We start from the raw sequence: 19389 nt of genomic DNA on the forward strand, positions 1-19389 counted from the left end.
CTCCTTCCGTCAGACGGACATGGCTCTCCTGAGCTTCTCCATAACAATGATCGTATCGTCCACACTCCGGACGGCACACATGATGGCATCGTCTCCTGCAATGCAGCCGACGATCTCATGGAAATGAAGGGCGTCCAGAGCGGCCGCTACTGCCATGGCCATTCCCGGTACGGTCTTGACCACCAGAATATTCTGGGCCATATCCATGGACACAAAGCCGTCCCGAAGGATGCGGATGTATTTATCGTTTAAGCTGCTGTCCGCCTTGTGGAGGACCACATACTTCTGCTTCCCGCCGTCCACCGCTACCTTTGTCAGCTTCAGTTCCCGGATATCCCTGGATACCGTAGCCTGAGTCACCCGGAAGCCGGCCTCATTGAGCTTTGCCGCCAGTTCTTCCTGAGTTTCGATCTCGTATTTTCCGATGAGTTCCACAATTTTGCTGTGGCGTTCAATTTTCATAGTTTTGTCCCCCTGTGCCGGCTGTCATTCGTCCGACATTTTATGGCGAAGCGTCTCCAGAAATCCGATGTGGGAAAGCTTCAGAATCTTTGTTGTCAGTTCCGCTTTTCTGATCTCAATATAGTCACCCGGACAAAGCGGGAACTGACTGTCACTGTCAAATCCGACCAGTGCCTCGGTCTCCGGCCTTCCGGATGGAGACTGAAGCTCTATCTTGATCCTGCTTCTGTCGGAAAACACAATGCTTCTGTTTAACATTCCGTGGGGTGCCACCGGCGTCATCACCAACAGAGAGGCCGTCGGCTCCACGATGGGACCACCCGCAGACAGATTGTATGCGGTAGACCCCGTCGGGGTCGCCACGATCATGCCGTCAGCCGCATAGGCGCTTAAAAACTCTCCGTCTACATAGACATGAAACCGGACAATTTTGAAGCCGGATTTTCGCCCTACCACAATATCATTGAGGGCCAGATCCTCACAGACCGGTTTTCCCTCGTGGTACACGGTTCCCGCCAGCATCATCCGTTCCTCGATTCCCGCCGGCCCCCGTTCCAGAAGCTCCGAAAGACCTTCCAGAGCCATATGGACATCCAGTTCCGCCAGATAACCGAGCGTTCCCAGATTGACCCCCAGAAGAGGCACCTCATTTCCCCGCATAGTCCTGGCTGCCTGAAGGAGAGTACCGTCTCCTCCCAGCACCAGGGCACAGTCGGTATTATCCGGCATGAGTCCTTCCACGCTCAGCATACAGCTCTTCCCCCGGCTCTCCAGAAAATCTCTGATCTTCCCGGTCACCTGAAGATCGGGATCCTTATCTCGATTGGTAATTATATAAAATCGGTTCATTTATCTCAGTTCCTCATGTGCCTTTGCCACGATCTTTTCCGGGCAGATCTCAGGAATATCCTCACCGTTCTTTACAAGATGAAGAAGATATTCGATATTTCCTTCCGGTCCCTTGATGGGTGAAAATTCCAGATGCCGTCTGCCGAAGCCCAGCTCCTTTGCATGGTCCATTACCTTTTTTATGACCTCCAGATGGGTCTCCGGTTCCCGTACAACGCCTTTCTTCCCCACTTTTTCCCGGCCGGCCTCAAACTGAGGCTTGATGAGACAGACGATCTCCCCCTGTTCTCCCAGGATCTCCCTCACAGGAAGCAGTACCTTGGTCAGTGAAATAAAGGACACATCAATAGAGGCAAAGGAAACCGGTTCTCCGATATCCTCTGGTGTTACATAACGGATATTGGTCTTTTCCATGCAGACCACCCGCTCGTCCTGCCTGAGCTTCCAGGCCAGTTGACCTCTTCCCACATCCACGGAAAAGACCTTCACCGCGCCGTTCTGCAGCATGCAGTCCGTAAACCCTCCGGTGGATGCTCCCACATCTATACAGACCTTTCCTTCCAGGGAAAGGCCGAAATGGGTCATGGCCTTTTCCAGCTTTAATCCTCCGCGGCTTACATATTTTAAGACCTGTCCCCGCACCTCGATGGGCACATCCGGAGAAAAGGCCGCTCCCGCCTTATCCTCCCGCTGCCCGTTCACAAAAACCAGGCCTTCCATGATCATTGCCTTTGCTTTTTCCCTGGACTCGGCATAGCCCCCGGAAACCAAAAGCACATCCAGTCGTTCCTTCATGCTCTATCCTTCCCTGCTGTCGCTCAGTCTGCGGATGATGTCCTCATATATGGATCCTGCATCCAGTCCCAGCTTCTTTTTCAATATCTCTGTCGCACCATGCTCCACAAAGCAGTCGGGAATTCCCTCCTTCAAAAGCCCCACAGAAACGCCTGTATCACAGATCCAGGAAGCCACGTGCTCCCCAAAGCCGCCTGTGATCACATTTTCCTCCAGAGTGACAAAGAGGCTGTGCTCCGGAGCAAGCTCTTTAAGAAGCTCTGTATCCATAGGTTTCACAAAACGCACATTGACAAGGGTGGCCGGAATCCCATTCGCCTGAAGTCGTTCATAAACAGAGACTGCCGTCTCTACCATGTTTCCCACTGCCAGAAGGGCAACCTTTTCTCCCCGGAAGATCACTTCGCTCTTTCCCAGCTCGATGGGGGCCTCATGATCCTTTAGCCCTGCATAGGCTGTTCCCCTGGGATAGCGGATCGCAAAAGGTCCGTCAAGAGCCAGACCAAATTCCAGCCCCGCCCGCAGCTCATATTTGTTTTTCGGCGCAAACACCGTCATTCCCGGAAGGCTGGAAAGATAAGACAGATCAAAGATCCCGTGATGGGTCTCCCCGTCATTTCCCACCAGACCGGCCCGGTCAAGAGCGAATACCACCGGAAGCTTCTGAATGCAGACATCATGAAGAATCTGATCGTAAGCCCGCTGTAAAAAAGAGGAATAGACCGCCACCACCGGCTTAAGTCCTCCTGCCGCCATACCGGCTGCAAAGGTGACTCCGTGCTCCTCGGCGATCCCCACATCATAAAGTCGTTCCGGATAAAGGGAGCCGAATTTTTTTAGCCCCGTCCCCTCCGGCATGGCCGCCGTCACGGCTACGATCCGCCCATCCTCTCCGGCCAGCTTACAGATGCTGTGAGAAAATGCCTCCGTCCAGCTGATTCCGGATTTTTCCCCGATGCTCTTTCCTGTCTCTATGTCAAAGGGTCCGATGCCATGGAATCTGGAGGGATACCGCTCCGCAAATTCATAGCCCTTTCCTTTCTTTGTCTTAACGTGGATCAGGATCGGCCGGTCGATCTTTTTGGCCTCCTCAAAGATCCGGACCATCTGGGATATATTATGGCCATCCAGAGGCCCCACATAGGTAATATCCAGATTCTCAAAAAACATTCCGGGAACCATAAACTGCTTGAGAGCCATCTTTGCCTGGCTGATATTCTCCACCAGGGATTCTCCCACGCCCGGCACCTTGGAAAGCCCTCTGCGCAGATCCCGCTTCAATGTATTGTAACCGCTTCCCACACGGATCTTGGACAGATACCGGGAAAAGCCTCCGGTACTTTCGGAAATAGACATGTTGTTGTCATTGAGAACAATGATAAAATTGCTTTTCAGCCGCGAGGCATTGTTCAGAGCCTCATAGGCCATACCACCGGACAGAGCTCCGTCCCCGATGACGGAAACCACCGTGTAATCCTCACCCATCCGGTCTCTCGCCTCCACCAGTCCCAGCCCGGCCGAAATAGATGTGGAGCTGTGACCGGTATCAAAACAGTCATACTCTGATTCCCGCCGTTTGGGAAAGCCGCTTAAGCCCCCGAATTCCCGGAGGCTTGAAAATTCATCCCGTCTGCCCGTCAGGATCTTATGGGTATAGGACTGATGTCCCACATCCCACACGATTTTATCCTCCGGCAGATCAAGAGCCAGATGAAGGGCCATGGTCAGCTCTACCACACCGAGATTGGAGGCCAGATGACCACCGTGCTCGCTAACCCTTTCTATGAGAAACTGACGGATTTCCTCCGCCAGCGCAGAGTATTTTTCAGGCTCCAGAGCCTTCAGATCCTCCGGAGAACCAATTTTCTCTAACATGGCGCAATCCTCTTTACTTTTCTCTCGTCATCAGCATAAGAAGCAGCTCTTCCAGAAATTCATTTCTGACCGGCAGGCTTTCAAGGGCCGCTGCCGCTCTTCTGGAATAAAACTCCACCTTTTCTCTTGCTTCGGCAAGACCCTTCAGGGTCACATAGGTGGTTTTTTCATTTTTCTCATCGCTGCCCACCGGCTTTCCGAGAACCTCTGAGGTACTGGTCACGTCAAGGATATCATCCTGGATCTGGAAAGCCAGTCCCACATCGGACGCCACCTGCTCCATCAGGCTGATCTGTTCTTCTGTGGCGCCGCCCAGAACGGCACCGATCATCATGGACGCCTCAAGAAGTGCCCCTGTTTTCAGCCGGTAAATAAAATCCAGCTTATCCTCCGGAACCGGCTTACCGGTCATTTCCACATCAACGGTCTGACCGCCGATCATCCCGTAAATGCCTGTCTTTTCTGCCAGGATCCCGATACATCTTCCCACCAGGTCCGGCCTGTCCGTATCCCGGAAGGCCCTGGCCGCTGTCTCAAAGGCATAGATCATGAGGGCATCTCCCGCCAGGATCGCCATATCCTCCCCGTAAACCACCCAGGTAGTCTTTCTCCCCCGGCGATATTCATCGGCATCCATGGCCGGCAGATCGTCGTGGACAAGAGACGAGGTATGGATCATCTCGATGGCCGCCAGAAACGGAACGATCTCCTTTCCCTCCCGCCCGAACAGACGGCAGCTTTCCTGCATCAAAAGAGGGCGAAGCCGTTTGCCTCCCGCCAGGACACTGTAGTTCATCGCCTCAAATATGGTTTTCTGAAAGCCCTTCTCCCCGGGAAGAAAGCTCCTGATCTGTTTTTCTATTTCTTCCACTTTGGCCTTCATTTCATCCTTAAAGCTCATGTAATTCACCACTTTTCTCTAAAACAAGCACTTTTTTCTCCACTTCATCGATGCTTTCTCTGCACTGCTTCACCAGGGAAAGTCCCTCGGCATAGGCTTTGAAGGACTCCTCCAAAGAAAGGCTGTCCCCCTCCAGCCGTGCAATAAGCTCATCCAGTCTGGAAAAGCTCTCTTCTATTGTCGGTGTTTCTCTGTTTTCTTCCATTTCATCATCCCTCCTGGGAATTTGCCGCGTCATATACCTTTCCGGCGCACAAACCATCCCCCATAAAGGGTTCCTCCGTCTGTGTATCCGTCACCTGCACCCGGACGATACCGTCGGAAAGCTGCAGAGTCAGCCGCTCCCCAGCGGAAACTTCTGACGCTGACAAAAGACGATTTCCATCCTCCCTTGTCACAAAGGCATAACCGCCTGTGATCCTGTCAAGAGGAGAGCAGGCCTTAAGCCTCCCTGCATAAAGCTCCAGGCGATGGACTGCCTCTCTGAGTTTTCTCTCCATGGCACCGGTAAGCCTGTCCTCACAGGCATCCAACCTGAGCCTTTTTTCTGCCATCTGGTAATCCGGCCGGAATCTGCCGACACGAAGCTTCCTTCTCTCGAGCTCCTGTTCATAGAAGGCCAGACGCCGTCTCATAGCTACTTCGAGCCGCCTTCTTTCCTCCGAAAGACCTGCAAGAAAGGACTGATATTCGAAGACAGCCAGCTCCGCAGCCGCCGAAGGAGTCGGCGCACGAAGATCCGCCACAAAATCTGCTATGGTAAAATCCGTCTCATGACCCACGGCGGAGATCACCGGGACCGAACAGTCAAAAATGGCCTGGGCCACCTTCTCTTCATTAAAAGCCCACAGATCCTCCATGGATCCGCCGCCTCTCCCCACGATCATGCAGTCCACGCCAAACCGCTCCAGAGCCTCGATCCCTGCCACAATGGTGTCGGCTGCTCCTTCTCCCTGCACCTTTGCCGGGTAAAGATAAAGCTCCACATAAGGATTCCGCCTGTGGCTGATGTTGATAATATCCCGAACAGCCGCTCCCGTATCGGCAGTGACAATACCCAGAGTCTTAATATACCGGGGAATGGGCTGCTTATATTCCTCAGCAAAAAGCCCCCGCTCGGAAAGCTCTTTTTTCAGCGCCGCAAACTGCTCATAGAGGCTTCCCACTCCATCCCGGGAAATCTGCTTCGCATAAAGCTGATATTTTCCGTCTCTCTCATAGATGTTCACGGCTCCTGTCACGATCACCCGCTGCCCCTCTTTCAGGGTAAAAGAAAGACCGCCCCTGTTTCCCGCAAACATCACCGCCTGAAGGACTGCCTTCTCATCCTTCAGAGTAAAATAAATATGCCCCGAGGAATGGTACTTGCAATTGGACACCTCTCCCCGCACGGAAACGGCGCCCAAAAGATAATCCTGGGTAAACATATTCTTGATATAGGCATTGATCTGGCCCACCGAATAGATGCTGCGCCCCATGCTTACCGCTCCAGCACCAGCTTGGCCAGAATCCCGTTGACAAAGGACGGGGAATCGTCGCCGCCGTACTTTCTTGCGATCTCAACGGCTTCGTTGATGGCAACCTTCTCCGGCACTGCCTCCTCATACCGCATTTCATAAAGAGCCAGACGGAGAACGGTCAGATCCACCTTGCCCATACGGCCGGTCTTCCAGCCCCTTGCCACCTCGTTGAGCTTTTCATCCAGCTCCGGCACATGGGCATAGATATCATCTGTTTTTTTCCTCATATAGCTCTCGTCTTCTTCCCCGAGGGGCTCAAGCTCCTCCAGGTACATGTCTACCTGCTCCGAAAACTCTTCCTCTGTCCCGAAAAACTCCCGACGGAACAGCATCCGGAATACATGCTCTCTCAGCTCGTGTCTGCTCATGGTCTCCTCCTAAAAAAGGGTGCTTCTCCAAGCACCCTTTTCAATTATCTTCTATCTGGTCTTGTCAATATTCACACCGGCGATCTTTACATTTACATCGATCACCGAAAGCCCTGTCATATTCTCAATGGCTGACTTTACTCTTTCCTGAACCTGGGCGGATACCTCCGGAATACTGTAGCCGTATTCCATGGTGAGAGTCAGATCCACCGATACGGAAGTATCCAGCACATCCACCTTGACGCCCTTTGACAGGTTCTTCATCCCCAGCTTTCCAACCAGCTCATTGGTAATATTGCCCGCCATATAAGCGACGCCCTCGATTTCTGTAGCCGCCAGACCGGCAATGATGGCCACCACCTCATCTGCGATCTGAACTTCACCGACGGTTTCCTTATCATGATGCAGGATATGCGTATTTCTGTTTTCCACTTCCACTGCCGTTACCTCCTGTACCTCAAATTCATACTTTGTCTATCATTATAACAAAAATCTGAATATTTATCAACCCGATATGTAATTCTTTACTGATCCAGATCCATCAGGGTAATGACCACATCTGCCGCATCCACATCAGCTTTTCTCTTTACGATATCCTCGATCTGGGCCCGTTCCGCGTCGGTGAGCTCTGTTTTTCCCACCACCACATCCACGGTGGAACCGTTGATGCAAACCACCGAATTCTGGAAACCCTTGGCCCCCAGAAGCGTCTCAGCCGCATTTTCCTTTTCCGCCACATCCGTGAGGGCGATCATCTGGTTGACAGCCTCTTTCTTCTGCTCATCTCCGAGGGAATCATTGTTGATCACCTCCAGAAGGGTCTCCTTTGTTTTGCTGCGAAGCTGCTCCCTGTTCAACTGAGCCTGGGATACATAGTTATTGACCGACATTCCGCCGGTCAGTACGGCCTCTCCCGGCACATCTGCCCCGGCCTCCGCCTCCGTATCCTCCTCTGACGGCACATACACATCACTCAGACTGCCTGTGCCGGCCTCAGACAGGGCCTGATTCTCTTTGAGAATGTCCTCATCGGAGATCTCCAGAAGCCCTGCAGCAACCGTTTCCTCTTCTCCGACATCGGCCTGAGCCTGTTTTTCTCCTCCCGGAAACTGAATTTTTCCGGCATAGCTTAAGTAGCCTGCTACAGCAATCATAACTGCCAGCAGTGTCAGAATGATCTGGTTTTTCTTTACAATTCGCTTCACAGTACCGCTCCTTTTTAAGATTCTTCTTTGATCCTCTTTAATACTTTAATTTTATGTGCGGGAACGTCAAATAATGCTTCCATGGCTTCCGAGATTTCTGCTTTTACCGCTGCGTTGTCTCCGCCTTCCGCTGCAACTACGATCCCTGTCACTTTCGGGCAGAGCTCCTTTGTCACATAAGGCAGATTCCCGCTTCCGGTAAGGACCGTCTGGCTGGAACGGCTTTGCTCCTCCCGGGTCCCCACCCCGCCTGCGCTGTCCGTCTCCCTCTCGCTCTTTGCCTCTGTGTCTTCATCTGTCTGCAGGATCACCTCGCCCGCCGATTCCACCGTAAGCATCACCTCCACCTTTCCCGCTCCTTCAATGGACGAGAGAAGCTCCTCCACCCGCTTTTCCATGGCTCGGACATACTGATCTGTAGTTTTAGACGCAGACGAAGCAGCCTCCTGTCCGGAAGAACTCTCTGTGTTTCTCCCCGTCGTCTCTGTCTTTTTATCGGTCGGAAGCGCGATCACCAGAAGCAGGATTCCTGCCAGAAGAAGCAGAATCCAGGTTTTCGTCTTTCCTTTCCCATCCTTCCCCAGAGGAAGCTTCCATTTTTTCATGTTCTGCTCCTTCCTCAAACCGTCACCGGAAAATGTGAACGCTGTCTACGGGAACAGAAAGCTCCTCTGACAGAAGCCTTCTAAGCTCCCCATCCTCAGCCTCCTCCCGATAGCTTCCCCGTTCCGGCTCCTCATCCAAAATTTGTACCCTCTTTTTTTCTATAACGATCTGTCCGGAGTCTTCCTCTCCAGTCTCCTCCCCGGAAGACATATTTACCTCCACAGCTCTGATCTGTCCAAGGGAAGCACTCCCTTCCTCTCCGTCAATCTCTACCCGGACGGACTCATAGCTGAATCCCGCTTCCGACAGGAAACGGCCCGCCTGTACTGCCAGCTCCTCCTCATAGCTCTTTACCACCGAATCTGTATATTCCTCCCCCATAAGCTTCAGTTCATCCTTAAACTCCTCTCTTTCCCTGTCCCGTTCAAGAGAGACCGCCAGTTCCGAAAAGCTTTCCTCCAGACGCAAAAGCTTCCCTGCCGGCGCCAAGACCACCAGGATCAGAACCATTCCCATAAAATGACGGATGTACTTGACGTTTTTCCCGTCCGGGAGAAGCCTTAAAATGAGAGACATGAAGATCAGACAGGCCGCGATATTTCTGACCCATTGATAAAACCCATCCATGACCGTCCCCTTTCCTGTTTCATGCTGAAGTAAAGGCACACATCAGCCCAATGATCAAAAAGAACATCCCCACTGCCGATACCGTCAGCTTAAGGAGAAGCATAGCGGCTCCTGCCGTACCCGTGAGACATTCTGTCACCCGTTCATCTGCTACCGGCTGCACCAGTGCTGCTGCTCCGTGATACAGGACATTTATCACTGCCAGCTTAAGGATCGGCACTGCCGCCAGCAAAAAAAGCACCACCAGAGCTGCCGCTCCGATCCCGTTTTTGATGAGACAGGCCGTTCCGGTCACCAGACTGGCCGCTGCGCCCGCGCCTCCGCCGATGCCGGGAATCGCACTCAAAACCTTCGTCACTGCTCCTGTCTTCACAGAATCCGCCATGGGAAGCACCATGCTCTGGATCACACCGTAGCCTACCACCAGACCGATCACCGTTTTCATACCCCAGCCCAGCACAAGCTCCAAAAGCTCTGTCAGCTTCGTGAGAATGTCCTCCCTGGAAATGTGATTTACCAGATTTAGTACCGCATAGACCTGGATCCCGGGGAGAAATACCACCCGGAACAGCCACTGGGCAAGGCTGATGACCAGCATAACAAACTCGTAGGAAAATACGGAGGTGAGAGGCTTCCCTGCAGCAGCCACCGACAAGGTAAAGGCCGGAAGCAGCGCTCCCATGAATTCCAGGACATGGGTAATGGTACGCTCCGCCACTGAAGCCGCCTCTGAAAAGGCGGTGAGGAGCAGGGATAAAAGAAGAAGATATGTCACGTAAAATCCCGTTTCCCCCGCCTGCTTATCCTGAAAAGAGGCTGCCAGTCCGGAAAAAATCGTCCCAAAGGCCGCAATCAGCAGAACATGTCCCAGACTTTTCCTGTTTTCCCTGATCTCAGAAAAAAGACTGTTTTTTAAATACCCCGGAAGGTCTTTCAGCATTTCTCCTGCGTTTCCGGAAACCATCGATTCCACAAGGGAGGAAAACGATGGGGCCTCCTCCATGACTTCATCCATGGTATCCTGAACCTCGCTGTAATCATACTTGTCCGTTTCGCCCTCTGCCCGGACCGAAAGGGAAAACACCAGCCACAGGCCCCATAAAAGGCCCATGACTGCCCCGATCCGCCGGGCCTTTTCCGGCCCCTTCATGTGAGCAGCTGTCCCAGTGTATTTAAAAGGGACAGCACCACCGGCATGCTCAGAAGTAAAATCGAGAGCTTCCCGAAAAGCTCGATCTGTCCGGCCACCGATCCGCAGCCGCTGTCTCTGCAGAGGGAGGCGGCAAACTCGGACACGTAGCTGATCCCCAGCATTTTCAGGAGAAGCTTCAGATACTCTGTTTCCACAGAAACGTACTCTCCCAGCGTTCCAATGCTCTCCACCAGCTGCTCCAGCTTTGCAAAGGCATAAAAGAAAATCAGGATCCCTGCGCCGAATACCACATAGGTACCGAACTGGGGCTTTACTTCCCTGAGCTGCATGGCCATTAGCACCGCTGCTACCCCCACCGCTGCAATTTTTATCACTGTGCCACCTCTTTTCTACAGGGAAAACAGCTTTTTGATGGATTCGAACAAGTCATAAATATATGGAACAAGCCAGTAAAGCACCAGCAAAAGGCCGGCCAGACTGGTGAGAAAGGCATGCTCCTCCCTTCCGCTGTGCTTCAGTACCTGGCAGATGACCGATACCAGGACACCCACTGCGGCGATTTTAAATATCAGGCTAACCGTCATGTCTCCCTCCGCCCCTTACCTTCAAATCAGCAATATGGTAATAAACACTCCCGCCAGGATCCCAAGGCAGTTATACAGTCTCATCTTTTTCGGAAGCTCTCCGTAAAGGTCCTTTCTTGCATCCTCAAGCTGTTCGGAAGCAAGAGTCAGAGTGGAAAGTCCGGTTTCCCGGTCCAGACATCCCAGGTCATTTCCCATTCTGAGCAGGATATCCAGATCCTCCTCCGTGAGATGAGAAGCGGAAAGCCGTTCCCGGACAGCCCTGTCCCACAGCTCGGAAAGCCTGACTCCGGTTCTCTCCTTCATTTCCTCCGAAAGGAAACAAAAGAAATCCTCAAACGGAGAGCCGCTCCGTGCCGCCACAGTCCGGAAGGTCTCCTCCAGTGTTCCGCCTCCAAACCGGATCTCTCCGGCAAGAAGGCAGAGGATCTTTTTCAGTTCCTGAAGCTCTTTATAACGCAGATTCAGCTTAAAGCTCTGCCTGAAGCCCATGGCTGTGCAGGCTGCGATAATGCAGACTGCCCCCAAAATTTTTACTGCCATAGCTGTTCCCCTTTTCCTGACTTATTTTCTTCACCGGCGGCACTTTTGTCCGTCCCTCTGTTTTTCCGGCTTTCCCAGGCCGGCAGAGACTGCCCGTCCTTTCCGAACACGCCGACGATCTGTCCCACAGATCGTTTCCCGGAAGTTCTTCCCATGGCCGACTCATTCCCCGCCTGTCCCAGAAGTATGTACCGCTCAAAAAAGCCTTCCTCAAGAAGCTCCCCGACATAAGGTCTGGCACGGATCTCCCTCAGGGATGCGCCGTGGGCCGATACCAGAACACTGCAGCCGCTTAAGCCTGCCAGCCGGAGAGCCGATACATCCTCCCCGCTTCCGATCTCATCGGCAGCCACCACCTGCGGCGCCATGGTGCGTATCAGCATGAAAAGTCCCTGGGCCTTCGGACAGGCATCCAGCACATCCGTGCGGATGCCCACGTCATTCTGCGGAATCCCCTGATAGCAGGCTGCCAGCTCCGAACGTTCATCGGCCACACCGACGGTCATTCCTGCATGGCCCTTTCCTCCGTCGGAGATCAGCCGGATCATATCTCTCAGAAGCGTCGTCTTTCCGAAGCCGGGCGGAGACAGGATCAGGGTATTGCACACCCTCTCTCCGTCATAAAGAACAGGCAGGATCGTCTCCGCACATCCCTTCACCTGATGGGCCAGACGGATATTTAAAAACGAAACATGACGGAGGGTACGGATCCTTCCTCCTTCAAAAACAGCCTTTCCCGCCACGCCGACCCGGTGACCCCCCTGGACCGTCAGAAAGCCCTGTCTGAGTTCCTCCTCATACGCATAAAGAGAATAGCTCCCGGCATATTCCAGCGTCTCCCGCACCTCCCGGCCGCTGACCCGCCGAAAGGCAGCTTCCCTTATTTCCTCTCCTATACTCTGCCTGTCCATAAGAACCGGCCTGCCGTTTTCCAAAAACCCGTATTCATTCCCCTGATATTTACAGAAAAAAGGCCTGTCCGCCCGCAGTCTCAGCTCCTGCAGCTGTTCAAACAAAAAAGGGGCCTGTTCCAGAAGCGGCCTCAGGGAACCGGCCAGAAGCTTTAAGATTTCTTCTCCGCCTTTCATTTCATCACCTGCCTTCTTACCCTAATGTATGATCCCCCGCCAGTCATTAGAACAAAAGACGTGACAAGAAAAATAAATTATAGTAGAATGAACAAAAATGCTGATGAGGTGATCGTTATGAACTGTCCTTACTGTAATTTCCCCAATAGTCCGGATTCCCGCTTCTGTGAAAACTGCGGTGCTCCCCTTCCACCCACAAAAAATAAAAGTCACACGGGACTGATCGCTGTTATCACGATCGTCATTCTGGCGGCCATCGGCGGCATCACCGCCCTCCTGCTTATGAATTCCGAATCCTCCTCCGGCCAGGCTTCCGTTTCCTCTGAAAGCTCTGCAGTTCCCACCAAGGAGTCTGTATCTCCCACTAAGGAATCTGATATTTCATCAGCAAAGACGTCTACCCCCACCACAGAAGCTTCTATCCCCACCACGGCAGCTGTTATTACCACTACAGAGGCAGCAGAGCCTGTCACGTTCACTGTGGCTTCCTCCATTCCCTCCGGTCTGTCCGGCGCCTATGCAGTCACTGTGACCGGTGCGTCTGCCACCTCCACCATTGTTCAGAGCGGCTATGATAATTCGGCTCTTTGTGTCGCCGACGGGCGGGCAGAAACCTCCTGGCAGGAAGGAGTTGCCGGCAGCGGAATCGGAGAATCCGTCTCCCTCCAGTATGACGGCACCCACAAGATCCAATACATGAGCTTCCAGCTGGGCAACTGGCGGGATAATGATTATTTCTACGGAAATAACCGCCCGCAGACTCTCTCACTGGAGTTTACAGGTGGCCCTTCGGCTGATGCTGTCTATACGATTGATTTTCCTTTGGACAAGTCCGTTTATTATCTGGAATTTTCTTCTCCAGTGGAGGCCTCTGCAGTCCGCCTCACCATCAAAAACGTCTACAGCGGAACAAGCTGGGATGATACCTGCATTGCGGAAGTGACTGCTTACGCAGTCCGGTAGGGGTCGGGCCGTTCCCTGTCAGAATGTCTGTTGCAAAAAACAAATAGGGCTGGAAAGCAGAACTCTGCCTCCAGCCTTTCCATTTCCTGCTCATCCTACCGGTAAGCAGAGATCATCGTTTTAATATAAGCTCCTGAACGGGACTTCCAAACTCCTCTGTCAGCTTTCCCTCAACAAATCCCAATCGTTTGTAAAAGGCTCTGGCTGCAATTCCCTCCGGCACTCCTTCCCGGTAGGTCGTAACGGCAACATCCCTTTTTTCGTTCATCAACGAGAGCATGCAGGTCACCATTTTTTCTGCGATACGCTGTCTGCGGTAGTTTTCATCAACCGCCAGAAAACAGAGCATGGAGTCCTCCCTCGAAAACAACAGTGCAGCGACGATCTGATCATTGACTCTGGCACAAATTGCAGATCCCTTCCTCATAAAACCCAAAACGGTATGCCGGTGCTCCTCCAGGGCTTCTTTCGTCTCAAGTCCGGGAAAACTGTCTTTTACCTTATTAACAAGCTGCATCCAATTATCAACATCACATTCTCTTCCGAGTTCGATTTCCACGTCGGTCACCTCCGAATTCTGTATCTGTAAAATATGAAAGAAACACCCTGCGGCAGGAAACCGCAGGGTGCAGACAACTGATCTTTTATGGTGCTTTATTCATCCCAGTTGTGGTATACTTCCTGAACGTCGTCATCCTCATCGAGAAGATCAAGGATCCTGTTCATCATCTTGATATCCTGCTCATCAGAAAGGGATACCCAGGTCTGAGGGATCATGGTGACCTCAGCGCTTGCCATGGGAAGTCCTTCTTTCTCAAGCGCCTCTCTCACAGCACTGAAATCATCCGGATCCGTTGTGATCTCAAAGCTGTCCTCCTCCTCGGCGAAATCCTCAGCTCCTGCATCCAGAGCCATCATCATCAAATCATCGGCATCCATATCACACTCTTCCTTGTCGATGATGATCTGTCCCTTCTTGTCGAACATAAAGGACACACAGCCGGTAGTTCCCACATTTCCGCCGCCCTTGGTAAAGGCATTGCGGACATTGGAAGCCGTTCTGTTCTTATTATCGGTAAGAGCATCTACGATAATGGCAATGCCGTTGGGGCCGTAGCCTTCGTATGTAATGCTCTCATAATTCACGGAGTTTGCGTCGCCTGCTGCCTTTTTGATGCCCCTCTCAATGGTATCATTGGGCATGTTGTTGGCTTTGGCCTTGGCAATAACATCACGCAGTTTGCTGTTGTTGGCCGGGTCAGCGCCACCCTCCTTCACCGCCACAGCGATCTCACGGCCGATAACTGTAAAAATCTTACCCTTTGCTGCGTCGTTTTTCTCCTTCTTATGTTTGATATTGGCAAATTTGGAATGTCCTGACATCTGAAACTCTCCTTTATCGTTCATTAAATTGTTTTCGACTTTTTATTTTACCATCTTTTTTCTGTCCTGACAAGCCTTAAGACACGGACACCGTAAGATTTTTCAGCCATTTGTACTTTTTATAGCGCCAGTGGGCCACAAAACACTTGACAACATCCTCTGTGAGGGTCATGGCAAAGACCAGATGAATGGGCAGTCTGAGCACCAGAGCTCCCAGAAAGGACATGGGAACGCCTATGAACCACACGCTTCCGCTGTCCAGAAGCAGACAGAACCTGGTATCTCCGCCGCTTCGCAAAACACCCACGATATTGACCATATTTGTCATTTTAAACGGCATAAACAGTCCGTAGACCAACATACACAGGGAGGCCTCCCGGAATACTTCCTCGGACACGTCATAAATTCCCACCAGAAGATTCCCGGCGAAAATGCAGACAGCTCCCAGCACAAAGGTCAGAAGAAGCTGAAGCCATAAGATCCTGGAAGCATCTCTTTTCGCATCCGTAAGCCGCCCGGCCCCCAGCTCATTACCGAGGATCACTGCTGCAGCCGCAGACATTCCCTGGAAGAACACCAGGATCATATCCTGAATGGTCTGGGAAATGGTGATGGCCGCCACTGCCGCATCTCCCATCCGCCCATAGGCGAGGGAATACATGGTAACGCCAAGCCCCCACATAAATTCATTTCCGATGACCGGAAGCACAGTTTTGACATACTGCTTAAGCAGCGCGCGGGAATAACCAAAAAGCTCCGTAATTCTGGCCGCCAGCGGAGTCTTCCATCCATAAACATACGTAAAAATGCAGAGCATCTCCACCACTCTGGCGGTCAGTGTAGCGATTGCCGCACCAGTGACCCCCAGGGCTGGCGCTCCGAAATGGCCGAAGATCAGAGTATAATTCAGGGTAATATTCACGAGAATCGCGATCAGACTGGTGACCACCGGTGTCTTCACCCGCTCCGTGGAACGCATGAGTGCCACATAAATATTGGTCACCGCCGTAAACGGATAGCTTAAACAGGCAAGCCGCAGATATTCCGCACCGGCTGCGCCGGAGGCAGCACTGTTGGTAAATATTCCCATGACAAGGCGGGGAGCCAGAAAGCTGGGAATCGTAAAAAGGAGGGAACCGAGAAGGCCCAGGACAAGGGAAAGCCCCAAAACCTTCCGGATATTTTTCACATCCTGGATTCCCCAGAACTGGGCGCCCAGCACCGATGCGCCGCTGGCAATACCGAAGATCAGCAGAGTAAACACAAAAAAGACCTTGTTGGCCAGTCCCACGCCGGCGATCACCGTCTCGCCCAGGGTTCCGATCATCATGGTGTCGATCATGTTGGTCACGGTATTAAGAAGTGCCTGTGCTGCCACAGGCACTGCAATGATCACTGTTTTTCTCAAAAATATCCTGTCGGAAAAAAGAGTTTTTATTGTTTCAAGCCTCTTCATGGGACTCCTCCTCCAAAATCCGTTCCACCTTCACAGTCTTTATCATCTTATTCTCCACCTTTAGCACCGAGAAGCGGCAGCCTTCATATACGATTTCCGGCTTCTCATCCTCCGAAGGGATCCTGTCCAGCCGGGAGATCAGAAAACCGTTGAGCGTATCAACGTCTTCGTCCTCAAAATTCAGTGAAAGAAGCTCTCCCACTTCTTCCAGCGGCGCCGCCCCCTGGATCAGCCATCCGTCCGAAAGCCGCTGGATAAATACCTCCTCTTTGTCATATTCATCCAGAATGTTTCCAACGATCTCCTCCAGAATGTCCTCCATGGTGATCAGGCCCTCCACCTGTCCATACTCGTCGATGACCATAACCAAATGGATCTTCCGAAGGCGCATGACCTCAAACAGCTTCCGGATCTTCCTTGTAACCGGAACAAAATGGGCCTTCCGCAAAAGTCCCCGGATCTCCGCCAGCTTTTTCTCACCGAACCCTTCCTTTTTCTGAAACAGCACAGCATCCTTGAGATGAATGATGCCGATGATGTCGTCCAGATTTTCCCGGTAAACGGGATACCGGGAATTGCTGCCCGCCAGCATGGCCTCCAGCGCCTCATCGAGGGTCATATCCCCGCAGAGTGCCTGGATGCTGGTCCGGTGGGTCATGATATCGCCGGCTTCCTTATCGTCAAATTCAAAAATATTGGTGATCATTTCTGCTTCACTGGCTTCAATGACCCCCTGCTCATGCCCCTCGTTGACCATGGTCATGATGTCTTCCTCTGTGACATTCTCCGTGTCTTTTCCGGGCGCCGCCTTAAAGATCGTGGCAATCAGACCGGAGATTCCTCCCACCGCCCAGGCAAAAGGCAGAAAAGGAACAGAAAAGACGCGGACCACCGGCAGCAGCCGATAAGCCCAGGCCTCCGGATATTTTCCTGCGATCCGCTTGGCTGAGACCATGCCGGTACAGAGAATAAAAAGCAGACCGACCGTAACCACCGTGAGAAGGACTGCTCCCCATCGGCCGATCTGAGGATCTCCTTCAAAAAAACTATGTAACAGAAGCTTAAGTCCCTGCTTTAAAAGAATCGCGCCTCCCAGAAGCCCGTTTAAGGTAGATGCCGCGAGCACAACCGAGGAATAGGTAAAGGAACGGTTCATGATCTTTAAAATCCCGGCCGCCTTTTTGTCTCCCTCCTCCTTGCGTTTCAAAAGCTCTGAGGTGTTTAACTTCTGCACAGCCTCGCCAAAACCATAAAAAACAATTTCCAGTACGATAATTACCAACAACAGCAATAAACTCCAGGGCGAATACCCATCGTCCATGTTTTTTTCCAACTCCTTTTCTTTTGCTGTATGAAAGCCCTGCATTTATGTAAATAAATCAAGGCTGATCAACAATGCTGTGTTTACCTTATTTAAAAGCCCGTCATCCAGATGGCAGATCTTCTCCTTCAGCCGCTGCTTGTCAATGGTCCGAAGCTGTTCCAGAAGGATCACAGAATCCTTGACCATCTGGCAGTGATCCGCCTTCAGCTCCACATGGGTAGGAAGCTTCGCCTTGTTCATCCGCGACGTGATGGCCGCACAGATGACGGTGGGACTGTGGCGGTTGCCCGTATCGTTCTGAATGATCAGGACAGGACGAACACCGCCCTGCTCGGAACCGATGACCGGCCTCAGATCTGCATAATAGATGTCGCCTCTTTTAATCATTTCCATTTCACGCTCCGATTCTCCATTGGTGATTCTTTTTCAAGTATTTCCAATGTTTCTTCGGTTCATACATATGCCTGCAAAATGGTTCCAAAGAGGTTCCTTCTGCTATAACCGGATCTGATAATCGTCCTCGAAATAATCCTTTTTTCCGACGACATGGCCGCCGCTCAGATAGATCCTTGGAATCCGTTTTCCCAGATCACAGACAAACTCATAATTGAATGTTCCGGCAAGAGCAGCCAACTCCTCCACTGAAATATGTTCCTTTCCGTCAAATCCCACCAGTACAGCCTCATCTCCCACCTTCACAGGCTCTTTCAGATCGGTCACATCCACCATCAGCTGATCCATACAGACGCGGCCCGCGATGGGAGCCCGCTGTCCGTGAAGCAGGACGTCCCCTTTGTTGGAAAGATTTCTGGGGTAACCATCCCCGTAGCCGATGGCAATGGTGGCAAGCCTGGTGTCCCGCTCAGCTACAAAAGTCCCACCGTACCCGACTGCCTCTCCCTTCCGGATCGTCTTAACATAGATCACCTTTGCCTTCAGGCTCAAAGCCGGCCTGAGAGGGATCCTTCCCATATCCACCTCATCGGAGGGATACATGCCATAGAGGGCGATCCCGGCCCGCACCATATCCCCGTCATACTGGGGAAGATCAATAATCACCGCGCTGTTTCCTGTATGCTTCACCGGAATTTCAATACCCCGTTTGGAAAGCTCCTCCTCAAACCGGCTGAATATCTTGTGCTGCTTCTCAGCACTCTGCTTATCGGTCTCGTCGGCTCTGGAATAATGGCTGAACAGACCTTCCACAAAGATGCCGGGAAGGTTCACGATCTTTTCCACCTCGGAAAGAGACTGCTCTCCCGGCTGGAATCCCAACCGGTTCATACCGGTCTCCACCTTAATATGAATGTACGCTGTCTGTTTGCAGGCCACCGCCGCCTGGGAAAGCCGCTCTGCCGTCTCGTAATCGTAAACATTCAGACGGATTTCCTCTTTGATTGCCCGGGTAAAAGCCTCCTCCTGGGTGTGGCCCAGCACAAGAATGGGCTCCTCCACCTGATGGCGTCTCAGGTTGAACGCCTCCTCCACAGTTGCTACCGCAAAAAAGTCGGCAAGACCGCGGATCCGTTTTGCAATGGGAACAGCCCCGTGACCATAGCCATCCGTCTTGATGACCGCACAGAGTTTCGTTCCCGCTTTCGTATTGTCTTTCAATGCTTTCAGGTTGTCATAAATGGCATCCAGATCTATAAAGGCCGCTGCGCGGCTGTAATTTTCCATTTCTTTC

Annotated in this window: 23 protein-coding genes and 1 pseudogene; 1 reads left to right on the forward strand and 23 read right to left on the reverse strand. The window is 52.2% G+C overall.

The window, feature by feature from the left end; all coding sequences use genetic code 11:
* Positions 1-9 precede the first annotated feature (9 nt).
* From argR to spoIIIAA, 17 genes and pseudogenes are all read right to left on the reverse strand, one after another.
* On the reverse strand, positions 10-462 hold the full coding sequence (gene argR / locus QJ036_RS02475; RefSeq protein ID WP_283229855.1) for an arginine repressor: 453 nt from the start codon (positions 460-462) through the stop codon (positions 10-12).
* Between the two features lie 24 nt (positions 463-486).
* A complete protein-coding gene (locus tag QJ036_RS02480; RefSeq protein ID WP_283229856.1) occupies positions 487-1311 on the reverse strand; it encodes an NAD(+)/NADH kinase in 825 nt (274 codons plus the stop codon).
* Complete coding sequence (locus tag QJ036_RS02485) at positions 1312-2106, reverse strand: TlyA family RNA methyltransferase (protein ID WP_283229857.1); 795 nt, start codon at positions 2104-2106, stop codon at positions 1312-1314. It abuts the gene before it with no gap.
* A 3-nt stretch (positions 2107-2109) separates the two neighbouring features.
* Positions 2110-3984 (reverse strand): annotated as a pseudogene (gene dxs, locus QJ036_RS02490) (1-deoxy-D-xylulose-5-phosphate synthase); the annotation flags it as partial.
* Between the two features lie 10 nt (positions 3985-3994).
* Entirely contained in the window at positions 3995-4882 is an 888-nt protein-coding gene (locus tag QJ036_RS02495) for a polyprenyl synthetase family protein (RefSeq protein WP_283229858.1), read from the reverse strand.
* Positions 4872-5087 (reverse strand): exodeoxyribonuclease VII small subunit, encoded by a 216-nt coding sequence (gene xseB / locus QJ036_RS02500; RefSeq protein WP_283229859.1) that lies wholly within the window; start codon positions 5085-5087, stop codon positions 4872-4874. The genes QJ036_RS02495 and xseB overlap by 11 nt, the downstream gene beginning before the upstream one ends.
* 4 nt (positions 5088-5091) lie before the next feature.
* A complete protein-coding gene (gene xseA, locus QJ036_RS02505; RefSeq protein WP_283229860.1) occupies positions 5092-6360 on the reverse strand; it encodes an exodeoxyribonuclease VII large subunit in 1269 nt (422 codons plus the stop codon).
* Between the two features lie 2 nt (positions 6361-6362).
* A complete protein-coding gene (gene nusB / locus QJ036_RS02510) occupies positions 6363-6770 on the reverse strand; it encodes a transcription antitermination factor NusB (protein WP_283229861.1) in 408 nt (135 codons plus the stop codon).
* Positions 6771-6821: 51 nt separating this feature from the next.
* Positions 6822-7208, reverse strand: a complete 387-nt coding sequence (locus QJ036_RS02515) for an Asp23/Gls24 family envelope stress response protein (RefSeq protein WP_283229862.1) — start codon at positions 7206-7208, stop codon at positions 6822-6824.
* Between the two features lie 86 nt (positions 7209-7294).
* A complete protein-coding gene (locus QJ036_RS02520) occupies positions 7295-7975 on the reverse strand; it encodes a SpoIIIAH-like family protein (RefSeq protein WP_283229863.1) in 681 nt (226 codons plus the stop codon).
* A 14-nt stretch (positions 7976-7989) separates the two neighbouring features.
* Positions 7990-8580 (reverse strand): stage III sporulation protein AG, encoded by a 591-nt coding sequence (locus QJ036_RS02525; RefSeq protein WP_283229864.1) that lies wholly within the window; start codon positions 8578-8580, stop codon positions 7990-7992.
* A 22-nt stretch (positions 8581-8602) separates the two neighbouring features.
* Entirely contained in the window at positions 8603-9208 is a 606-nt protein-coding gene (locus QJ036_RS02530) for a stage III sporulation protein AF (protein WP_283229865.1), read from the reverse strand.
* 19 nt (positions 9209-9227) lie between these two features.
* Entirely contained in the window at positions 9228-10358 is a 1131-nt protein-coding gene (locus QJ036_RS02535; RefSeq protein WP_283229866.1) for a stage III sporulation protein AE, read from the reverse strand.
* Positions 10355-10735: a stage III sporulation protein AD gene (gene spoIIIAD / locus QJ036_RS02540; RefSeq protein ID WP_283229867.1), complete on the reverse strand. Its 381-nt coding sequence runs from the start codon at positions 10733-10735 to the stop codon at positions 10355-10357. Before spoIIIAD ends, QJ036_RS02535 begins: the two co-directional genes overlap by 4 nt.
* 15 nt (positions 10736-10750) lie before the next feature.
* Positions 10751-10945, reverse strand: a complete 195-nt coding sequence (gene spoIIIAC / locus QJ036_RS02545) for a stage III sporulation protein AC (protein WP_283229868.1) — start codon at positions 10943-10945, stop codon at positions 10751-10753.
* 21 nt (positions 10946-10966) lie between these two features.
* The gene (locus QJ036_RS02550) at positions 10967-11488 is read right to left on the reverse strand and encodes a stage III sporulation protein AB (protein ID WP_283229869.1); all 522 of its coding nucleotides are present in this window, start codon (positions 11486-11488) and stop codon (positions 10967-10969) included.
* A complete protein-coding gene (spoIIIAA, locus tag QJ036_RS02555) occupies positions 11479-12576 on the reverse strand; it encodes a stage III sporulation protein AA (RefSeq protein WP_283229870.1) in 1098 nt (365 codons plus the stop codon). The genes QJ036_RS02550 and spoIIIAA overlap by 10 nt, the downstream gene beginning before the upstream one ends.
* A gap of 117 nt (positions 12577-12693) precedes the next feature.
* Between spoIIIAA and QJ036_RS02560 the strand changes: the two genes are divergently transcribed.
* Positions 12694-13539 (forward strand): zinc ribbon domain-containing protein, encoded by an 846-nt coding sequence (locus QJ036_RS02560; protein ID WP_283229871.1) that lies wholly within the window; start codon positions 12694-12696, stop codon positions 13537-13539.
* A gap of 112 nt (positions 13540-13651) precedes the next feature.
* Here the strand turns inward: QJ036_RS02560 and QJ036_RS02565 are convergent, their stop codons facing one another.
* The 6 genes from QJ036_RS02565 to alr form a co-directional block, all read right to left on the reverse strand.
* A complete protein-coding gene (locus QJ036_RS02565) occupies positions 13652-14098 on the reverse strand; it encodes a GNAT family N-acetyltransferase (RefSeq protein WP_283229872.1) in 447 nt (148 codons plus the stop codon).
* Between the two features lie 95 nt (positions 14099-14193).
* On the reverse strand, positions 14194-14922 hold the full coding sequence (locus QJ036_RS02570) for a YebC/PmpR family DNA-binding transcriptional regulator (protein WP_283229873.1): 729 nt from the start codon (positions 14920-14922) through the stop codon (positions 14194-14196).
* A gap of 76 nt (positions 14923-14998) precedes the next feature.
* A complete protein-coding gene (locus tag QJ036_RS02575) occupies positions 14999-16378 on the reverse strand; it encodes an MATE family efflux transporter (RefSeq protein ID WP_283229874.1) in 1380 nt (459 codons plus the stop codon).
* Positions 16365-17699, reverse strand: coding sequence for a hemolysin family protein (locus QJ036_RS02580; protein WP_283229875.1), 1335 nt, complete (start codon positions 17697-17699; stop codon positions 16365-16367). Before QJ036_RS02580 ends, QJ036_RS02575 begins: the two co-directional genes overlap by 14 nt.
* Positions 17700-17744: 45 nt before the next feature.
* Positions 17745-18095, reverse strand: coding sequence for a type II toxin-antitoxin system PemK/MazF family toxin (locus tag QJ036_RS02585; protein WP_283229876.1), 351 nt, complete (start codon positions 18093-18095; stop codon positions 17745-17747).
* Positions 18096-18197: 102 nt separating this feature from the next.
* Positions 18198-19382, reverse strand: coding sequence for an alanine racemase (alr, locus tag QJ036_RS02590; RefSeq protein ID WP_283229877.1), 1185 nt, complete (start codon positions 19380-19382; stop codon positions 18198-18200).
* Positions 19383-19389: the final 7 nt, after the last annotated feature.

Origin of the sequence: Fusibacillus kribbianus (genome assembly GCF_030053595.1) — a bacterium.
Taxonomy (GTDB): domain Bacteria; phylum Bacillota; class Clostridia; order Lachnospirales; family Lachnospiraceae; genus Lientehia; species Lientehia kribbiana.